The organism is Deltaproteobacteria bacterium, from assembly GCA_020848905.1.
Lineage (GTDB): Bacteria > Myxococcota_A > Polyangia.
Genome location: JADLHG010000031.1, coordinates 447,328 through 463,678, shown reverse-complemented (window position 1 = coordinate 463,678; position 16,351 = coordinate 447,328). Strand labels below are relative to the sequence as shown.

General features: G+C 70.8%; 14 protein-coding genes. 3 read left to right on the top strand and 11 right to left on the bottom strand.

Annotated elements, in window-relative coordinates; all coding sequences use genetic code 11:
* Window positions 1-185: 185 nt before the first annotated feature.
* The 3 genes from IT371_14145 (at window position 186) to IT371_14135 (ending at window position 4,716) form a co-directional block, all read left to right on the top strand.
* Window positions 186-2,096 (top strand): serine/threonine protein kinase, encoded by a 1,911-nt coding sequence (locus IT371_14145; GenBank protein MCC6748797.1) that lies wholly within the window; start codon window positions 186-188, stop codon window positions 2,094-2,096.
* 78 nt (window positions 2,097-2,174) lie between these two features.
* Window positions 2,175-2,855: a tetratricopeptide repeat protein gene (locus IT371_14140; GenBank protein ID MCC6748796.1), complete on the top strand. Its 681-nt coding sequence runs from the start codon at window positions 2,175-2,177 to the stop codon at window positions 2,853-2,855.
* 43 nt (window positions 2,856-2,898) lie between these two features.
* Window positions 2,899-4,716: a hypothetical protein gene (locus IT371_14135; GenBank protein MCC6748795.1), complete on the top strand. Its 1,818-nt coding sequence runs from the start codon at window positions 2,899-2,901 to the stop codon at window positions 4,714-4,716.
* 49 nt (window positions 4,717-4,765) lie between these two features.
* Here the strand turns inward: IT371_14135 and IT371_14130 are convergent, their stop codons facing one another.
* The 11 genes from IT371_14130 to IT371_14080 form a co-directional block, all read right to left on the bottom strand.
* A complete protein-coding gene (locus IT371_14130; GenBank protein ID MCC6748794.1) occupies window positions 4,766-6,277 on the bottom strand; it encodes a hypothetical protein in 1,512 nt (503 codons plus the stop codon).
* A gap of 109 nt (window positions 6,278-6,386) precedes the next feature.
* The gene (lexA, locus tag IT371_14125) at window positions 6,387-7,004 is read right to left on the bottom strand and encodes a transcriptional repressor LexA (protein MCC6748793.1); all 618 of its coding nucleotides are present in this window, start codon (window positions 7,002-7,004) and stop codon (window positions 6,387-6,389) included.
* 137 nt (window positions 7,005-7,141) lie between these two features.
* Window positions 7,142-7,294: a hypothetical protein gene (locus tag IT371_14120; protein ID MCC6748792.1), complete on the bottom strand. Its 153-nt coding sequence runs from the start codon at window positions 7,292-7,294 to the stop codon at window positions 7,142-7,144.
* Window positions 7,295-7,580: 286 nt separating this feature from the next.
* Window positions 7,581-8,486 (bottom strand): hypothetical protein, encoded by a 906-nt coding sequence (locus IT371_14115; protein MCC6748791.1) that lies wholly within the window; start codon window positions 8,484-8,486, stop codon window positions 7,581-7,583.
* A 12-nt stretch (window positions 8,487-8,498) separates the two neighbouring features.
* Complete coding sequence (locus tag IT371_14110) at window positions 8,499-9,155, bottom strand: membrane integrity-associated transporter subunit PqiC (protein MCC6748790.1); 657 nt, start codon at window positions 9,153-9,155, stop codon at window positions 8,499-8,501.
* A complete protein-coding gene (locus IT371_14105) occupies window positions 9,152-10,126 on the bottom strand; it encodes an MCE family protein (GenBank protein ID MCC6748789.1) in 975 nt (324 codons plus the stop codon). Before IT371_14105 ends, IT371_14110 begins: the two co-directional genes overlap by 4 nt.
* A complete protein-coding gene (locus IT371_14100) occupies window positions 10,126-10,866 on the bottom strand; it encodes an ATP-binding cassette domain-containing protein (protein MCC6748788.1) in 741 nt (246 codons plus the stop codon). The genes IT371_14105 and IT371_14100 overlap by 1 nt, the downstream gene beginning before the upstream one ends.
* Entirely contained in the window at window positions 10,863-11,966 is a 1,104-nt protein-coding gene (locus tag IT371_14095; protein ID MCC6748787.1) for an MlaE family lipid ABC transporter permease subunit, read from the bottom strand. The genes IT371_14100 and IT371_14095 overlap by 4 nt, the downstream gene beginning before the upstream one ends.
* A gap of 351 nt (window positions 11,967-12,317) precedes the next feature.
* On the bottom strand, window positions 12,318-12,659 hold the full coding sequence (locus IT371_14090; protein MCC6748786.1) for a hypothetical protein: 342 nt from the start codon (window positions 12,657-12,659) through the stop codon (window positions 12,318-12,320).
* A 96-nt stretch (window positions 12,660-12,755) separates the two neighbouring features.
* Entirely contained in the window at window positions 12,756-14,174 is a 1,419-nt protein-coding gene (locus tag IT371_14085; GenBank protein ID MCC6748785.1) for a sigma-54-dependent Fis family transcriptional regulator, read from the bottom strand.
* Complete coding sequence (locus IT371_14080; protein MCC6748784.1) at window positions 14,164-16,290, bottom strand: histidine kinase; 2,127 nt, start codon at window positions 16,288-16,290, stop codon at window positions 14,164-14,166. Before IT371_14080 ends, IT371_14085 begins: the two co-directional genes overlap by 11 nt.
* Window positions 16,291-16,351 lie beyond the last annotated feature (61 nt).

The window sequence follows — 16,351 nt, the reverse complement described above, 5'->3', positions numbered from 1 at the left end:
GGGGGCCGGCGCAAAAGCTGGCTCCTCACCCCGCTTGTGGGATAGACTATTGGAAATCAGGCGTATTAGAGGATCGGGAACGGACTCCAGGCCCGGTCGTCTCTGGCTCGCGAGGTGCGGCGTGAGGCGGGGTGTGGCAGAGTCAATCTGAGGGGCCTCCGTCGGGGAGGACCAGCCAGCAGGTCATGCGTCCAGAGGAGACCTCGAGCAAGTTGGAGCGGTTGGAGGGAGAGGAGCTCGAGGAGCTCATCGAAGGGGACGCTCCTTTGCCCTACGCCCAGACGCAGTCCGTGGACGCGGTGCTCGAGGAGCAGGTCGAGGTCGAGGTGGACCTCGAGACCAGCCAGCGTCGCCTCCCCGCCGCCGCCCAGGCGGCCGCCTCCGGTCCCGTGGCCGCAGAAGACGAACCGACCGCGGCTCAGGGTCAGGCCGTACCGGCCTCCGATCCCGTCCTGCAGCGCACCGGTCCCGGCCGTCAGGCGCGCGTGACGGGAAATCGCAGCCGGGGGGGCGCCGAGCCCTCGGCCGGATCCCCGGCTCCCGAGCGGAAGCGCCGATCCCGCAAGCTGGACGACTCGGTCGAGGAGTACCTGGGCAACATCCTCGGCTCCTATCGGATCATCTCGCTCCTCGGATCCGGCGGCATGGGACGCGTCTTTCTGGCCGAGCACGTGGTCCTCGGTCGAAAGGTCGCGCTCAAGCTCCTGCGCCCCGAGTACGCGGTGAAGCGGGACGCCGTGAACCGCTTCTTCCAGGAGGCGCGCGCGGTCAACAACATCCGCCACGAGAACATCGTGGACGTGACCGACCTCGTCGAGCTGGAGAGCGGCGAGACCTTCATCATCATGGAGCTGCTCGAGGGGCAGGACCTGTCGGACGTGATGAAGTCCGGCGACGGCCCGCTGGCGATCCCCTTCGCCCTGCAGATCGCGCTGCAGGTCTGCGACGGGCTGCAGGCCGCCCACCGCGCGGGGATCATCCACCGCGACATGAAGCCCGACAACGTCTACGTGCTGAAGGACAGGACGCGCGCCTGCTTCGTGAAGCTGCTGGACTTCGGGGTGGCCAAGCTGCAGGGGCAGGCCGAGGTCTTCAACAGCTGGCAGACGGCGGCGGGGTCGGTGATCGGCACGCCGGCGTACATGTCGCCGGAGCAGGCCACGGGGATCCCCGTGGACGCGCGCTCGGACATCTACTCGCTCGGCGCCATCCTCTACGAGCTCTTCACGGGGCACCCGGTCTTTCGCGCGCGCTCGTTCGGCGAGTACGTCGTCAAGCACATGAACGACCTGCCCGTGCCGCCGCGGGAGCTGGAGGGGGCTCCCCGCCTCCCCGTGGCCCTCGAGCGCGTGATCTTGCGCTGCCTCGAGAAACACCCCGACAAGCGGTTCCAGTCGGTGGTCGAGCTCCGGGCCAGCCTCGAGGAGGCGGTGACGCGCGCGGACACCCCGGCAGAGTCGGCGCCCGCGCCGGTCGGCGAGGTGCGGCGCGGACGCCGAGGCCTGATGCTCGCGCTGGCCGGCACGGTGGTGCTGGGGCTCGCGCTCCTGGCGTTCTGGGTCACCTCGGGGATCCCGCTCGACGAGGTGCTCCCGCAGCGTGGCTCCGGAGCCGCCTCTGGGCCGGAACCCGCCCCCACGCCGCGTACCAGCGTCGTGCCTCCTCGCACCCCGGTCGCCGAGAGCACCGAGGCGTCGACGAAGCCCAAGGTAGAGCCGACGGCCACGCAGCTCGCAGCCCGCATCACCGTGCACAGCGAGCCGTCCGGGGCGGACGTCTTCCGCGTGGGCGAGCACAAGAGCCTCGGGCGAACGCCCGTGGTCTTGCAGCTCCCGAATCCGGGGGAACGGATCTCGCTCGTGCTGCGACGCGACGGCTACCTCGAGACGGTCGAGACGGTGCAGGTCGCGGACAACATGGTGGTGTCGGTCGCGCTCAAGGCCCGGCCCAAAGGAAGCGCGGAGCGACGCGCGAAGGGCAGCGCGCGCGGCCGAGGTCGGGGCAAGGTCAAGGAGCCTCGTGGTGCGGCGCCGACCAAGGGGACCGGGCCCCGCGGCCCGATCACCCCCGAGGACGTGGTCGACCCGTTCGACTGATCCCCGACGCGGCGGCCGTGGGGCGGAAGGCACGCGCCGGATGGACACGGCCGGCGAAGCGAGTAAGATCGGGCCGTCATGCACGTTGGCTCCGACCGCGAGGAACCCGAGGGGCACCGTCAGATCGCGGGTCGCCGGCGTGCCGTGGTGGCGGCCTTGCTCGCGCTGGCCGTCTTGGCCGCCGCACCACGCGCCACCGCCCAGCCGGAGAGCGAGGCCGACCGCAAGACGGAAGCCAAGACGCACTTCCGACGCGGCAAGGAGGCCTTCGAACTCGGCAAGTTCCGGGACGCGCTGAAGGAGTACGAGGCCGCGTACAAGCTGGTGCCAGCCTCGGGGCTCCTGTTCAACATCGCGCAGTGCTATCGCAACCTGGGCGAGCTCAAGCAGGCGATCTTCTCCTTCCGGCTCTACTTGAAGAAGAACCCGGAGGCCGCCAACCGCGACGCCGTGGAGCAGCTCGCGGCGGAGCTCGAACGGAAGCTCGAGGCCCAGAAGCCCCCCCCGCCACCCAAGAAGGACCCCGACGAGGAGGACGACCGCGACCGGGGGACGGCGATTCGAAGGGAACTCGTCACGCCGCCCCCGCTGCCACCGCCGCCCGTGGAACGATCGCGTCCGGTCTACAAACGCTGGTGGTTCTGGACCAGCGTGGCGGCAGTCGCTGCCGGCGGCGCGGTGGGCATCTACCTCGGCGTACGGGCGAGCCGGGCTCTGCCGGAGACGCCCTTCCCCATCTGGGATCTCAACGCGCCCTAGCGCGCAACCGATGATGGACCACCGTCCCTCCCACCGCTCCGTCGTGTCAGACCGTCTCGGCCAGCGCGCGGGCTGCGCGGCGCTCCTCGCCCTGCTCTGCGGCTGCGGACCCGGGGGGACGCTACTCTACGTGGACGTCACGGCGCGGGACGGCGTCGGCGCCGCCACCGACCTCGTGGCCAAACTGAAGGTAGCCGAGGAGACCTTTCAGGCGACCTTCGTACGCAACGACGGCGCCCCGGTCTTCGGCCCCAGCGTGCGCTCCACCCAGTTCCTGATCCGCGCCGACGGGCGAGAAGGCCCCGCGGAGCTGTCGGTCACCGCGCGCGATGCACAGGGGCGACCGCTCGGCGCCGGCACCTCCACCGCGTTCGTCGAGGCCGACCACAAGGTGGACGTGCCTCTCGTGCTCTTTCCGTGGGACTTTCAGGTCAACACCACCTACCCGACGAACCAGTTCTTCACCACCACCGCGGCGGGGCGACAGCTCGCCTCCGACAGCGCCGGGAACTTCCTCGTGGTCTGGGAGGACTCGGGAGGCGTCGCGGGACGCTTCGACGTGTACGCACGGCTCTTCGACCCGCAGGCCGCGCCGCGCACCTCGGCCACCACGAGCAAGACCGACGACTTCGTGGTGAACCAGGAGGGGCAGGAGGTCTACGACCAGCCGGCCGTGGGGATGCAGGGCGACGGCAGCTTCGTCTTCGTCTGGCGTCGCGGACCGGCGGGCAGTCCGGGCAAGGTCTACAGCCGTGCCTTCACCGCCGACGGCCGTCCGACCGCCGCGACGGGCAACGAGCTACAGCTGAGCGAGACCTTCCTCGGCGAGGCCGCCACGCCCGACATCGCGGCGCTGGGCGACCAGAGCTACGCCGTGGTCTGGGCTCAGGAGAAGAAGGAGGCCGCGACGACCACCTGGGTGGTGGACGTGCGCCTCCTCGACGCGCAGGGACGACCGGCGGAGAACAGCGCGGGCAAGACGCTGCCACTGCAGATGGCCACCTTCCCCTCCGAGACCAGCGACCTCTCCAAGTGCGACACCGACGCGCGCTGCCCGAACGTGGCCGTGGCGGCGGGCCCCACCCCGGGCAGCTTCTTCGCCGTCTGGAGGCAGCAAGGGAACCTCTACGGACGGGCCTTCAGACCCAAGGGGACGCCGGTCGGCCAGAGCATCCAGATCGCGAAGGCCCCCACGGGGCTCGTGCGCTCCTTCAACCTGACGGGGCTGCAGTACGGCTACGCGGTGGCGTGGAGCGATCGCGGCTCGTGCGGCGCCGACAAGGACGGCACGTGCGTCAAGCTGCGCCGCTTCGCCCAGGACGGCGCGCCGCTCGAGGACGAGTGGGTCTTCAACACGACCACCGCGGGGAATCAGGACGCTCCGGCGCTCGCCGCGCGACCGGATGGATCGGTGCTGGTGGTCTTCGCCTCGTCGGGGAACTTGCCCGAGGATCCGCAGGGCGGAATCCGGGGCCGGCGCCTGCTCAGCAACGGTCTGCCCGTCGGCGGGGACTTCCCCATCAACGCCACCACGCACGGCGAGCAGCGGCTTCCGTCGGTGGCCCCGGTGGGCAAGGAGTCCTTTGCCGTGGTCTTCGAGGACAAGAGCGGCGCGGGCCCCGACACCTTCGAAGGGGGGATCCGCGGTCGACTGATCTATCCGGACTACGGCCCGAGCGACGGGCAGGTGGGCGCGCTCTGCGCCCCGGAGACGCCGTGCAGCGCCGGCCTGCAGTGCGCCTCGACGCAGGTGGGACCTCGCTGCGTGGCCACCTGCGGGACCCCCGGATCGACCTGCCCGCACGGTGGCCGTTGCCTGCGCCTGAGCGGCGAGCAAACCACCCTCTGTCTCTATCAGTAGGCGCTCTCGAGGAACCGGAGGGCGATCCCGCGGCGAGGTCCGCGGTCACTCAGGGCTGCGCGGCCAGCGCCCCGCAGGAGAGCGGCGTGGCGCTCGGAGCGGGGGCGGGCCCGAGGAGCTGCTCCGTCACGGACGGCGAGCGCTCCCACGCCGACAGGGAGAGGAGCGTGGCCCGTGCGCTGCCGGCGCGACCGCGGCAGGCAAGCACGAGCAGCCGCTGGCTCAGTCCCGTCACGGCGAGTCCCGCCGGGTAGTACGTTCCCTCGTGCACGACCTCCGGGCGATCCCCTCGCCCGACGCGCAGCAGCTGGCCGCGAGCCTCGGACGCCCCCGCCTCCTTGAGCGCCGCGCTCGCCGCGACCCCGGCGTAGAGGGCGCTGCTCCCGCTCTCGGTGCGAATGGCGGTGCCCGGGGGCGTGGGCTCGCGAGGCCCGAGCGCCAGGCTGAGCGGCGCGACCGCGTGCGGCAGCGCGATAGTGGCCGGGGACGGTGACGCGAGCTGGCCGTCCGGACCTACCGAGGTCGGAATGGGGGCGAGCTGCGCGGGAAGAAAGCCGCCTTCGATCGATCGCGGGTTGTCGCCGGCGAGGAGCCAGAGCAGCTTGCCGTCGGGCGTGAACGTGAGCTGGAGGGCGAGCGGCAGCCGAGCCTCGGCCATCGGCGTGAGGAGCGTCGGCTCCCCGAGCCGCGCGGGGTCGCGCGCGTCGAAGAGTGCCACTTCGTTCTTGTCGGCGAGCAGGAGCGCCAGGCGCTCACCGCCGTCCGCCACCGAGGCCGCAACCACCGGCCGGTCGAGCAGGGCGCGCGGCAGTTCACGCGGGGCGTAGAGCGCGACCGGCAGAACCTGCCTCCCGTCGACGACGACCAGATGGCTGTCCGTGACCACGACGCCGAGAGGGGCCCGCGTCGCCGCCGCGAGGGCCTGCACCCGCCGACCCGGCAGCCGATGCTCCTTCACCAGCCGGGGCGCACTCCCCGTCAGGTCGAGCACCCACAACCGCGCGGCGTCGGTCTCGCCGGCCACGTAGGCCAGAGAGCCCTCGGAGCTCAGCGCCACGAGCCGGCCACCCGGGAGAGGCAGGTCCCCCGCTCGCTCGAGCGCCCCGCCCGAGGAGAGGGCCACCGTCCGCACCGCCCCGCGTGCCACGACCAGCGCGAGACGCCGCACCGGATAGGCACGCTCCGAGGAGCCGTACTCGTTCGTCACGCGCAGGGCCGCCGGCCCCGGGTCCACTCCACGGGGGACGCGCACCACCACCCCTCCCCCGTCGAGATGCGCGAGGACCTCGGCGGGCAGCCCGGCGATCGTGACGGTCGGCTGTTTGCCGAAGCTCGACCCGAGGAGCGCCAGGAGCTCGCCGATCACGGCGCGACCTTCGCCCGCGGGGAGCGCGAGGGCCCCGGAGCTCTGCACGCCCCCGGTACCGAGGTCCACGACCCGCGCGAGGCGAGGGGCCCCGCGAGCGGCCGAGACCTGGCGGACGTCCACGACCTCGGGACGCTGAGAGCTCGCGCAAGCGCACGGGAGCAGGCAGACCAGCACGTTCAGAGCACGTCGCATGAGCACCTCATCAGGGCCGACGGTGACGCGACCCGCGGGATGGAACGCGATCACGGAGCGCAGGTGCGACGCAGCCTGACGGGATGGATCGCGGCCAGGGCGCCCACGTCTAGAGGCGACGATAGACCCCGATCACGACCCCCACAAGCTGAAGGTCGCGCTCGTCGCTGCGCCGGAGCACGATCGGCTCCATGGCCGCGTTGGCGGGCTGCAGGCGGATGACGTCCCCGTCGGGAAAGAAGCGCTTCACGGTGGCTTCTCCGTCGATCAGGGCCACCACGATCTCGCCGGCCCGCGGGGACCTGTCGGGGCGCACGAAGACATAGTCTCCGTCGAAGATCCCGTCCTCGATCATCGACTCGCCTGTGACGCGCAGCGAGAAGATATCGTCCCCCGCGCCGACGAGAGAGCGGTCGAGACGTAGAGTGTCCGAGATATTTTCCTCGGCAAGGAGCGGCTGGCCCGCCGCCACCCGGCCCACGACGGGGACGTGCGCCACCGCGGCCGAAGGCATCGTCACCGGTCGCAGGGCGCGCGACTTCAGGTCGTCTCGCCGGAGGTACCCCTTCCGCTCGAGGGCCTTCAGGTGATCGTTCACCCCGTTGGTGCTGCGAATGTCCAGCTCCTCCCCGATCTCCCGCAGCGTCGGAGGGTAGCCCTGGTCCTCGATCCACCGGGTGATGAAGTCCAATACCTCTTGCTGTCGCGAGGTCAGAGGTTCTTGCATCGCATCCCTCAACCGCGTGTTCGCCGCCCGCCAGGCCTTAGCTTGGCCACACCTGAACATTATTCTAGTACCCTGAACGGATGTTCCAGGTCAAGGGCTCTCATAGAGCGAAGCACGCAGCAGCACCTCGCTCCCCGTCACCAGCGCACCGAGCCGCTGAACCACAAGACGAGCAGCACGGCTACGAGCAATCCGGCGGGCGACCACCCCGCGACGCCCCAGCGGGAGTGAGCCCATCCTGCGCCTCCGATGGCCAGCGCGAGCAACACCAGCAGGGTCACGAGTAGCATCTTGCCCTCCTTCCGTAGGAGAGCTCTCATGCATCCGGCGTACCGACAGGACGCCAGCTGCGCGCCCAGGCGAACCCAGCGAGACTTCGCGGAAGGAGCCACCCGTCGAACGGTTCGAAGCGGCACGCCCGCCGCCAAGGCCCCGGCTCGAGTGGCGTATCGCCACGCTCGCCGCCCGGGCTTTGGAGAGACGCTGCGTCGAACGAAGGGCGGCAGGGGCTCCGCTCCGGCGATCTCGATCGTTCGCGTGGAAGCAGGCGGGTGGTCGATCCTCATTGCACCTCCATCAGGCCGGGTGGTCCATTCCGAGGAGCTGCCTGCCCTCCTCGCCGAGAAGCTTGCGGAGGTGCTCTCCCCCCGCGCGATCGCGCACCGAGGTCTTCAGCACCGCTTGGAGTCCATCGGCTCCGGGCAGCTTCGCCGCGGAGGTAATCGCCTCCGTGAGCAAGCGGAGCGCGCCATCGCGCTGCGCCAGCTCTGAGCGACGCAGGCGGTTCTTGCGAATCGCCCAGGTGAGCGTGAGGCCGAGGCCGAAGGCCAGCGCGCCGAGCCCGAGGCCCAGGGTCCACAAGATCCGGTGACCGGTCTGCGACGCGTTGCCCGCCGCGATCAGGAGCGCCCCCTCCCCTTTTCGCATCTTCCCGCTCTCACGGTCGCGTCGGGTGTCATCCAGCGCCTCCTGAAAGCCGAGAGTGGCTTGCTTGGCGATCTCGTGCGCGGCGGCGCCGAAGGCCTTCGACCGCGCCTCGGCGCTGCCCGCCCGGGCCCCCACGGTGTCGAAGACCGCCGTGACGAGCTCGGTCACCGTCGCTCGCATGGCCAGCCGCAGGCGCCCCTGGAGCCTCTCATCCAGCGCCCGCGCGAGCATGGCCTCCACCGCCGTGCCAGCGGCCTTCTCGGTGAGCCCGGCCACGATCGCCTCGAGCCGCGCCCGCCGGGATGGGTCCTCCAGCGTGTCGAGCAGCCCATCCACGATGCCCGCGCTGACCCGCGCGGTGAGCGTCTTCACCCGCTCCTCGTCGATACCGGCCAGCATCTCGCGCTGGAGCTTGGGATCCGCGAGTCCCTTGACCGCGCCGGCTACCACCCCAGGCGTCGCCTCCCGAGCCATCTTCCCGAACATGGGACCGCACCCGAGGTGCAGGGCCGCGAGCACCACCACCGCGAGAGAGCGCACCGCCCGGGGCGTCATCACGCGCCTCCCCTACCTGTCCCCACGCGCCGCGGACGCGGGCGTGGGCGCCACCTCGAGCTCGCGAACCACGCGGTCGGCGATCCGGTCCACCGTCGCCCGCATCGCCCGACCGAGGGCCTCGACCACCGCATCGGAGGTGTCGCCGCTCCGCGCCGCGACCACCGGCAGGTCCACGGTAACCGTCTCCTGCCAGCGGACCGCACGCTCGTCGTGCAGCCGTACGATCGTCTGCACCCGTGCCAGGTGCCGCGGGGTGCGCAGCTCCTCGAAGGCCGTGAGCTGCACCTCGAGGGTCGGCCCGCCGCCACCCATGGTCTGCCGGAGACCGCGCTCCTCGAAGAGCACCCGTGAAAGCCGCCGCTTGAGGTACTCCGCGGGCACCTCGGTCCAGCGCCGCAGCCGGTAGTAGCCGAGCTCGCTGGCCGTCTGCCGGAAGACCAGCAGCTCGTCCAGATGCGAGACCCCGTGCACGCGACCGAGGCGCAGCTCTGGCGGTGGGGTCCCCGGAGGTTGCGGAGCCGCCTTCGGGAGGTCGCTCGGCCGCTCGGGGCTGTAGTAGCGCGGTTCGATCGGCGCGCTCTTCGAGAGCAGAGCGCAGCCCGCGGCACACAGGCCCGCGCAGGCGGCGACGGCGACGAGGAACACTCGTGGCGATCGTGGGTTCATCGCTGCTTCACCCGTCCCTTCACCAGCATGTCGGGTTCCTGCTCGAGCGCGCCGGCCAGCTTGTGGATGGACTTCGCCGCCTCCCCGACCGCACGCAAGGCCTCCTCGAGCTGGGCGCCGAGCCCTTCGGCGTTCCGCGCCGTATCTCCAAAGGCGTTCGATGCGCGGAGAACGCTCTTCAGCAGGCCTCTTTCCCCATCCATGCGCGCCAGGATCCCGTCCAGGCGCGTCGCGGTCGCGGCGAAGCTGGCGAGGGTCTTCTCGACCTGGCCCGAGAGGCGGGCGGGCTCGAGCTGCGCGACCTTGCGCTGCGCCTCGCCGACGAGGCGACGCACCGCGACGATGGTGGAGACGGCCCGCTCGACCAGCTTGCGTTCTCCGACTTCGCGCACGAGCCCGTCGATGCGGCCGAGGATCCGCGTCACTTGCTCGGTGATCTTGGGCAGGCTGTTCATCGTGCGCGCGAGCGAGATCTCGAGGTCCTTCATCATCGAGGAGGTGGCGGGGATGTAGTTCTTCGGCACCGGGAACGGCAGCACCGGCCGCGGGTGGCGCGCGACGGGAAAGAAGTCGAGCTGCAGGAACTTCACCCCCGTCAGCCCCGACGAGGCGAGCTGCACCCGGAGGTCGATGGCCTGCTCGAGCTTCTTCGGCGCGCCGCTTTCGACCAGCCCGGCCCTCACGTCCAGGCCGAGGCGACTCAGCTCGGCCTTGCCGAGCTCGCTGGTCAGCTCGACGTGGCGATGGTCCGGCGCCACGTCGATCTTTCCCACCGTGCCGATGGTGACGCCGCGGAACTTGACCGGCGAGCCCACCTCGAGCCCCTGCACGGACTCGTCGAGGTACGAGACGTAGCTCCCGGTCGCCTTGCGCATGCTACGCGCCCCGAGCACCCCCACGGTGGACAGGATCATCACCGCTCCGAGGAGCACGAAGAGCCCGAGCTTCCAGTGGTTGGTGGGGGTGGCCATCACGCGTCCTTCGTGGTTCGGTTGAAGAACTGGTGCACCTCGGGCCGGCCGCTGCTCTCGCGCAGGTCCCGCGGGTCTCCGCGCGCGATGATGCTCTTGCTCTCGCGGTCGAGGAGAATGCACCGGGCCGCGACCTTGAAGATGCTCTCCAGCTCGTGGGTCACGAGCACCACCGTCAGCCCAAGGCCCGTGCTCAAGGCCAGGATGAGCTCGTCCAGCTCCACGGCGCTGACCGGGTCCAGGCCGGCGGAGGGCTCGTCGAGGAAGATCAGGCTCGGCTCGAGCGCCATGGCCCGCGCGATGGCGGCGCGCTTCTTCATGCCTCCCGAGAGCTCGGACGGACGTTTGTGCTCGCTCCCCTGCAACCCCACCAGCCGGAGCTTCGCGCGCACGATCGCGCTCACCGCGTCCGACGGCAGGTCGGTCCACTCGGTGAGCGCCAGCGCCAGGTTCTCGCCCACGGTCATGGAGCCGAAGAGGGCGCCCGACTGGAACATCACGCCATAGGGTGGCCGTCCGACCCCCAGGGTGGGCGCCCCGAGGCCCTCGATGGCGAGAGTTCCGCCCTTCGGCTCCTCGAGGCCGATCATGTACCGGAGCAGGGTGGACTTGCCGCAGCCGCTCCTGCCGAGGATCGCGAAGACCTCGCCCTGCAGGACCTCGAACGACTGGTGCTCGAGGAGGTTGTCGTCCCCCCAGCCCATCGTCAGATCCGTGACCGTGATGAGCGGTGTGGTCATAGGTCGAGCACGTAGAAGATGAGGGTGAAGCCCGCGTCGATCACGATGATCGCCAGGAGCGAGGTCACCACGGCGGCCGTGGTGCGGCGGCCCACTCCCTCGGCGCCCCCCGAGGTGGCGAGCCCCTGGTGGCAAGAGATGAGGCCGATGGCGAGGCCGAAGACGCCGCTCTTGATCACGCCCTGGAAGACGTCCCAGACCCGGAGGGCGCCCCCGGTCTGGTTGAGGTAGCCGGTGACGGTGAGGTCCAGGTTGACCACCCCCACTACCAGGCCACCGATCATGCCCACCAGGTCCGCGAAGAGGGTCAGCACCGGAATCACGAGGAAGAGGGCCAGCATCCTCGGGAGCACCAGGAAGCGCAGGGGGCCGAAGCCCATGGTGCGCAGCGCGTCGATCTCCTCGGAGACCTTCATCGTCCCGAGCTCGGCGGCGAACGCCGCACCCGAACGACCGCAGACGATGATCGCCGTCATGAGCGGGCCGAGCTCGCGGGTCATCGAGAGACCTACCAGGTTCGCCACGTAGATGTTCGCCCCGAACTGCTTGAGCTGGACCGCAGACTGGAAGGCCATCGCGAAGCCGACGAGGAAGTTGATCAGCACCACGATGGGGACCGCGTCGGTGCCGGTGCGGTTCATGATCGGCGCCACCTCGCGCCAGTTCCCCGTCCGCGGCCTGCGCACCACCCCAGCCACCGAGAGCACCAGGCTTCCGAGAAAGGCGAGGCCGAGCTGCAGCTCGCGCAGCGCCGCGACCGTGGCGTTACCGAGCTGCCCGAGAAACCCGGGGCGCACGCGCGCGGGCCGCGGGGTGGGCGCCGCGTCCCCCTCATAGAGGGCGAGGATCGCCTGCACGGTGCCGGCTCCACCGACAAACTCGCAGCGCACTCCGGCTGTCTGGAGGTCCCACTTGGCCTGAACCAAGAGTGCCATCGCCCCGCCGTCGATCGAGGCGATCTGTGAGAGGTCGAAACGCACGGCCTCGCGCATGGGGGGCGAGAGACGCGCGCGGAGCTCGGACCAGAGGGCGGAGGCTTCGGCGAAGGCGAGCGCGCCGTGGAGGCGCACCTCGACGAGCCCGTCGACCGGCTCGCCCACCTCCACGCGAAAGGGGAGCTCTGGCGGTGCCCCGTCCGGTGGGGCGAGCTCGCTACCCGGAGCAGCCGGCCTGTGCGCCGTCCGCGGCGGCGCCGCCTGCGGTCGCGACCGAGGGGCCGCGCGAGGGGTGCGTTCTGCCTCTGTCGTCAAGAGCCCCACGCCGGCACCTGTCTCCTGGGTCTATCCCTGCCGGGGACGATGCAAGCCGCGAGCCGCCAGCAGAGGAAGCCGGCCCTTCGCCGGATCCACCGGCCCCTCCCGTGAGTCCGCGTGGGTCAGCGGGCCCCGGAATCGAGGCGCCCTGGCGAATTGCAATGGGGGTCTGGCGATCTGCGCCTTCGAAGGCTGGCGCTACTCGGGTTTGAGGGCGGGCTCGGCTTCGGGCGAAGCGCCAGGGCCGGCCAGCTTGACCAGGGACTCCCACAGCAGCACCAGAGGGGTGTCGAGCGCGAACCAGCCCTTCGCCCCCCCGAGGAGCACGCGCTCGACCAGTCCGTCGTCGCCGAAGGGCAAGATGGCCAGCAAGGGCACGTCGCCGGCCCGGGCGCGCGCGTCCACGAGCACGCGGACCTCTTCCCCCCAGTTCACGAGCACGATCACCACGTCGCACGCGTCGGGTCGCGAGGTCAGCTCGTACCGAAGCCCGCTGTCCGTCAGCACGTCCTGGAGGAGGAGCCTCAGGGGTTCGATCATCTCCCCCACGAGGGCGAGGCGAAGGACGCGAGCTGTGAGAGATGTGGCCACTTCAGGCCAGCAAGCGTGCAAGCCACACGCCATCCGGGAGGTTTCTCATCGAGAGGTGGGAGACCGAGCGCCCGGCTGCCCCGGGGGCTCCGGCGAGGGGGTCTCCGTCGAGGGCGACTTGCCTCGCCGGTGGATGGTGGACGGATCGATGCCCAGGATCTCCGCGGCCCGCGTCTTGTTCCCGGCGCACTGCTCGATCACCGAGGCGATGTACTGGCTCTCCAGCTCGCGCAGCGTCACCAGCCGCTGGCTGGCGTGCTCGATCGGAAAGGGGGCGCCGTGGAGCCGCGTGAGCTGTGAGGGCAGGTCGCCTTCCTCGATTACCTCCTTGGCCGAGAGGACCACCAGCCGAGTCACCACGTTCTCGAGCTCGCGCACGTTGCCGGGCCAGGAGTAGCGCCCGAGCGCCGCTACCGCCTGAGGGGCCACGCGGATCGCCATCGCCCCGGGATTCCGCTCGCGCGCCTTCTTCCAGAAGTGCTCGACGAGGAGCGGGATGTCCTCGGGGCGCTCCCGCAGCGAGGGGACGGTGAGCGGCACGACGTTCAGCCGGTAGAAGAGGTCCCTTCGAAAGGTGCTCTCCGGGCCCTCGAGCGGCTGGTGCGTCGCCGCGATGATGCGCACGTCCACCTTGCGCGAGGTGTCGGCACCGACCGGGCGAACCTCCCAGTCCTCGAGGACCCGGAGGAGCTTGGCCTGGAGCCCGGAGGGCATGTCCCCGATCTCGTCCAGAAAGAGCGTTCCTCCGTCGGCCTCGACGAGCAGCCCGCGGCGAGCCGTGGTGGCCCCCGTGAAGGCGCCGCGCGCGTGACCGAAGAGCTCGCTCTCGAGCAGCGTCTCGGGCAGGGCCGTGCAGTTGAGCACCACGAAGGCGCGATCCCGCCGAGGTCCCTCGAAGTGCAGGGCGCGCGCGACCAGCTCCTTCCCCGTACCGCTCTCCCCGTGGATCAGCACGGGGTCCGAGGACTGCGCCACCCGCTCGATGAGGTCATAGAGGGCACGCATCGGCTCGCTGCGCCCGATCATGGCCGCAAAGCCAGCCCGCTCGGCGGCCAGGCGGCTGAGAGTGCGGTGCTGGTCTCGCAGCCGCCGGTCGGCCAGGGCGCGGGCCACGTACAAGAGCACCTCCTCGAGGCGGAAGGGCTTGGTGAGGTAGTGGTAGGCGCCCCGCTTGATGGCGTCGATCGCGCTGTCGATCGCGCCGAAGGCGGTCATGATGATCACCGGCAGCGTGGGATCGACTGCCCGCACCCCTTCGAGCACATCGAACCCGTCTACCGCGTCCATGCGGAGATCGGTCAGGACGACCTCCGGGAAGAACTTCTCGAGGGCCAGAAGCCCGGCGCGTCCCCCCTCCGCCAGCTCCACCTCGTAGCCTTCGTCGGTGAGCTGGTCGGCCAGGAGCCGCACCATCTCCAGATGGTCGTCCACGACCAGGACCCGTCCTTTTGGCTTACGCGACATCGCGCGGCTCCTCCTCGCGGGGTGCGACGGACGCTACGGTGGGCCAGAGCAGCGTCACGCAGGTCCCGCGCCCAGGTTCGCTCTCGAGCTCGATCGCTCCGCGGTGATTGCGGACGATCTGGGCCACGATGGCCAGGCCCAGGCCGCTTCCCACGCCCTTCTTCTTGGTGCTGAAGAAGGGGTCGAAGACCTGATTGCGGTTCTCCGCCGGGATCCCGTGGCCATCGTCCACCACCTCGATCCGGACGCACGGACAGGCCACCGCGCTCGGCGTGGCGTCGAGGCGGCCGCGGATCGTCACCCGGCCGCCAGGGGCACACGCGTCGCAGGCGTTCATGATCAAGTTCACGAACACCTGCTGGAGCTGGTCGGGATCCGCCGCCACGTCCGGCAGCGTCTCCGACACCTCGTTGAAGGTGGAGATGCGACGCTGCTGGGTCTCGAGCCGCAGGAACTCGAGCACCGTGCGGACGACCGCTTGCACCGCCACCGGCCGCACCACCGCCGACTTGACGCGGGAGAAGTCGAGAAGCTGTCGCAGCGTGCTGGTCACGTGATCGATCTGTTCGATGATCACCTGCACGCCCCGTGCCTGCGAGTGATCCGGCCCCAGCTTGCCCAGGACGTACTCCGCCCGCCCGCGGACCACCCCGAGCGGCGTGCCGATCTCATGGGCGATCCCGGCCGCCAGCACTCCCACGGTGGCCAGCTTCTCGGCCCGCAGGAGCTGATCCTCGAGCGCGCGCACCTCGCTCAGATCCTCGATGACGACCAGAAACCGGGTGTCCGGAAACCGCGGCTCGAGGGGCACCACGTGCACGTTGTAGCGCTCCTCGTCCCCGAAGAGGGCGAGAAACTCGCCGAACAAGCTCTGGACCTGGTTCGACAGCCGGGTCTGCTCGATGAGCCCGCGCAGCCGAAGAATCGTGCCCGAGGCGGCCTCCGGGAAGGCCTCGGGCAGCGGCGCGCCGAGCGCGGTCGGCGGCATGCGCTCCCGGAGCACGCGGTTGACGGCCACAGTAACCCCGTCATCCGAGAGCGCCAGGATGCCCGTCGGGATGTTGTCCAGGATCTTCTCGGTCTTCTCGTGCAGGTACTCGATCTCGGCGGCGTAGCGCAGCCGATCGCGCAGCACCGCCGTGCGGCGGGCGGCGTAGAAGATGAACGCCGCGAGCCCGATGAAGCAGACCACGAGCGCCCCGGAGATGAGCCCGCGTCGCACCAGGGCAGCTCGGCGCTCCGCCTGGAGCACCGCCGTGGAGCTGAAGGTGGCGAGCGACCAATGGGTCCCGCGGTCCACGCGCACCGGCGCGTACGCGGCGACGAGAGGCTCGAGGCCGAGTCCCGCGCGGCGGACCTCCTCCTCGTCGAGCACGCGAGCTCCGCGCCCACCTGCGCGCAGCTCGCGCAGGACGGAGCTCCACCCCGGCGCCGTCCCCTGGGCGTCGCCCTGGTCCAGAAGGGGAAGCAGCCGCTCGCTCGTGGCGTGCCCTGGACGACCGGCCGGGTCCAGCACGAGGAGGCGCGACCCGTGCTCCGCGGAGAGCGGTCCGAGCGCCTCGAAGAACGGCCGGGTGTCGACCAGGACGGCGATCACGCCCCCCGAGAGGCCTCCCGGCGCGCCGGGCAGACCGATCGCAAAGACGTAGTACCCGTCCGGTGGGCCGCCGGAGAGTCGCGGCGAGACGAACAGCGCGCCCGGACGAAGTGACCCGACCCGCGTGGCCGACTGGGCCATCACGGCCTGCAGCGACGCCGCATCCAGGCGGGGCCGCAGCGAGGGTCCGGCCACCGAGAGCCGTCGCCGCCCGGCAGCGTCGAAGACCTCGATCAGATGAAAGGGCTTGATCAGCGCGAGGGCCGCGGTGAGCGCGTGCTGGCGCTCCTCGCCGGTGGCGTGGGGCAGCAGGCGCGCCACAGCCCGCAGATTCTCGGCGGCCGTCGCCAGCCCGTGCGCGACGCTGGCCGCGACCCGCTCGACGCGTTGTTGCCGGGCCTCGGTGAAGCGCGCGAGCAGCGCGGCCTGCTCCCGGCGCGCCAGGGAGATCATCGTGCCCCCCACCAGCGTGAGGGCCACGAGGATCACCGCGATCGACAAGATCACCCACCGCGCCACGCCACCACCTCCGGCCCCAGTATGAGACCGCCGCGAAAAATAGCCACGGGGTCCGCAGCGA